Origin of the sequence: Acinetobacter sp. WCHAc060042 (assembly GCF_003231195.1) — a bacterium.
GTDB lineage: Bacteria > Pseudomonadota > Gammaproteobacteria > Pseudomonadales > Moraxellaceae > Acinetobacter.
On sequence record NZ_QKVN01000088.1, the window covers coordinates 1 to 2,429 of the forward strand.

The following is a 2,429-nucleotide window of genomic DNA, read 5'->3' on the forward strand; positions in this document are numbered from 1 at the left end:
GTGGACGAGCGAATATTACAAGTCGATGGGTATCACAAATTGCTTATATTGACGAAACGGCAACGGTTGAGATTATTTTTGCTCCTGCGGTTGTACCTCTCATAACACGATTAGAGGAACAGTTTACCCAGTATGATATTGAGCAAATTAGCGGTTTATCGAGTGCCTATGCTGTCCGTATGTATGAATTATTGATCTGTTGGCGTAGCACAGGAAAAACCCCCGTTATTGAATTAGGTGAGTTTAGAAAACGAATAGGTGTTTTAGATACTGAATACACTAGAACAGATAACTTAAAGATGCGAGTTATTGAGCTAGCACTTAAGCAGATCAATGATCATACCGACATCACAGCCACCTACGAACAGCACAAAAAAGGGCGGACAATCACAGGGTTTTCATTCAAGTTTAAACAGAAGAAAAAAACTGAGTCTAAAACGTCAAAAAATAGCGATTCTAGCCCACGGATCGAAAAACCTAGTCAAATCCCTACCAACATCGTAAAACAGCCTGAAAACGCACATTTGAGTGATTTACAGCATAGAGCGAGCAAGATTACAGGGTTAATCATGTCTAATCGTTTATCAGATCGGTTTAAACAGAGTGATGAATCAGTCATGCAGATGATGGCACGTATCCAAAGTGAGATTACAACCGATGTAATAGCCGACCAATGGGAAAACAAACTAGAAGAATTTGGCGTGGTTTTTTAGTAATGACGAATTTCCCGAAGGGCGCACTTAGCCATTGATTCCAATGGGTGCTTTTTTTGCCTTGTAAAAATTTGTCTGTCACGTGGCAATCACGTAGAAAATTGTGCTTTAAAGCCTTACTGTTAATGGATTTCAAAAAGCGTCACTATCAGTAGTGACGCTTTTTTTATTTTAATTATTTATCTAAATTGTCCTTCACAAGGGTCACCATCGCCATCGCCATCCATCTTAGTTCCAGGACAGTTATTTATAAAAAATACAGCTTCATCGTAAGACTTCATTTGACTGCAATGTACTCGACCATCACAACTGTATTTTGAAGTTACATTGGTATTAGTATTCATAGATGATGAGGCTCTATTAGCTGGTTCTGCTACTTGTCTTTTTAATGTTTCTCTTTGATAAATATTAGATAAAAATGGTAATAAGATAGCTAAAAATATAGAAAATATGACTAATCCTATGAGTAAACTTATGAAATTAAACTTCTTTTCTTTAGGTTTACGGTTAGATCGGTATGAAGTTCTATGAGTAGAAATACTATTGATTTCTTTTACTTTCAGATCGAGACGAATAATATTTTCAGCCTTCATTTTCCCATTGTTATCACTAACAATTCGAAATTTTAACTTTTCACCAATTTGAGGAAGCTGTTGTTTATTTGGAAAGTCTTTAATGTGAAAAAATAGATCCTTTTTTTGATCTTCAATTTGGATAAAACCAAATCCCTTTTCTTCATTATAAGTTTTGATTATACCCTCAGTGAACATATGAATTTTCTATATAATTTAGATATTAAAATATTATAGAGCATAAAAAATAATATGATCTATTCTTTCAATGCTAGATGAAAATAACAAAGCGAGTGTCTACGAGCGACACAATGAAAGCTCGATTATTCCCCCTTCTGAAAAACTGTTTTTAAAATATTGGCTGCTAGATAGTTTTTACTATCGTGTGCTTTTGCTTTTGAGAAGACACGAGCGAAGCGAGTGCCATTTTTGCTTTTGCTGTTGGGGTTTCGGGGCTTGTCCCTGAACAAGGTCACAAAGTGTGAAATTTATCACGATAGTGAAAAAGTACCCTTTGTGTATCCTTGCTTAAAATATTTTTGCTTTTGATTTCTTCTGATTTTTCTCCGTCATTTTCTAAAAATTGCCCCTGACTGAGCATAGCGAAGTCCAAAAAGTTTGAGCTTTAGCGAAAACCGAGGGCAATTTTCATGATGGAAATAGGTTTTTAATGTTTTTAAATGCTTTTAAGAGCTTTTAGACAAGCTGAAATGCCCATAGCACAAGGCATACAAAGGACATTCTCCTACGTTTACCCATCAATACCACTACGTTTACCCATCAATACCACTACGTTTACCCATCAATACCACTACGTTTACCTTGCGTATTACTACAATATATTTTAATGTAGTAATAACTTCAAAAAAATAATTGTAGGTTATGAGCGAATTAATAGTAAAAGATAACGCCCTAATGAACGCTAGTTACAACTTAGATCTTGTTGAACAGCGGTTAATTCTTCTTGCTATTGTTGAGGCGAGAGAATCAGGCAAAGGAATCAATGCAAATGACCCTCTTACAGTCCATGCAGAAAGCTATATCAATCAGTTTGGCGTACACAGAACAACGGCATACCAAGCCTTAAAAGATGCTTGCAAGGACTTATTTGCACGTCAATTCAGCTATCAAGAAAAACGAGAAC

General features: G+C 35.7%; 3 protein-coding genes. 2 read left to right on the plus strand and 1 reads right to left on the minus strand.

Annotated elements, in window-relative coordinates; genetic code table 11:
* The coding region (locus DPG01_RS18240; RefSeq protein ID WP_110975988.1) for a RepB family plasmid replication initiator protein at positions 1 to 713 on the plus strand (713 nt) is incomplete at its 5' end.
* Between the two features lie 179 nt (positions 714 to 892).
* On the opposite strand, the gene DPG01_RS18245 is transcribed toward DPG01_RS18240, so the two are convergent.
* Positions 893 to 1,483 carry a cold shock domain-containing protein gene (locus DPG01_RS18245; RefSeq protein ID WP_110975989.1) on the minus strand — a complete coding sequence of 197 codons (591 nt, stop codon included), beginning with the start codon at positions 1,481 to 1,483 and terminating at the stop codon, positions 893 to 895.
* 684 nt (positions 1,484 to 2,167) lie between these two features.
* Between DPG01_RS18245 and DPG01_RS18250 the strand changes: the two genes are divergently transcribed.
* On the plus strand, positions 2,168 to 2,429 hold a 262-nt coding region (locus tag DPG01_RS18250), incomplete at its 3' end, for a RepB family plasmid replication initiator protein (RefSeq protein ID WP_162622373.1).